The 271-nt window shown below is 43.5% G+C and carries 1 protein-coding gene; it reads left to right on the top strand.

The genetic code is table 11. The features are described 5' to 3' along the window. Nucleotides 1–271: hypothetical protein (locus tag AAEZ08_RS22960; protein ID WP_500125184.1), on the top strand; the 271-nt coding region annotated here is incomplete at both ends.

Here is a 271-nt window from a genome sequence, read left to right as displayed (position 1 = left end):
CTCTAAACCTATCGAACAATTTCAAATCTTGCCTGCAAAAGAGTTTCCGCTCGATGAAGGGCGTGAGACGTTCCGCACGAACTTTGCTGCGATGTTCCCTAATACCAGTAGCCGCAAGTCTGAGCTACACAAAGACGTGATGGCAGGGATTGCAAGTAGCGGTTTAGAGTATTATCAGCCGCTATTTTTTAACTTAAAAGATTGGGAGGCAGAGAGTAGCTTATTTTCCTATTTACCAAGCGATGCGTTGTTTATCACCGATGAATTAATC

Origin of the sequence: Pseudomonas sp. E45-MNA-CIBAN-0222 (assembly GCF_040310405.1) — a bacterium.
Taxonomy (GTDB): Bacteria; Pseudomonadota; Gammaproteobacteria; order Pseudomonadales; family Pseudomonadaceae; genus Stutzerimonas; species Stutzerimonas stutzeri_AC.
This window is presented reverse-complemented; position numbering and strand designations above follow the sequence as displayed.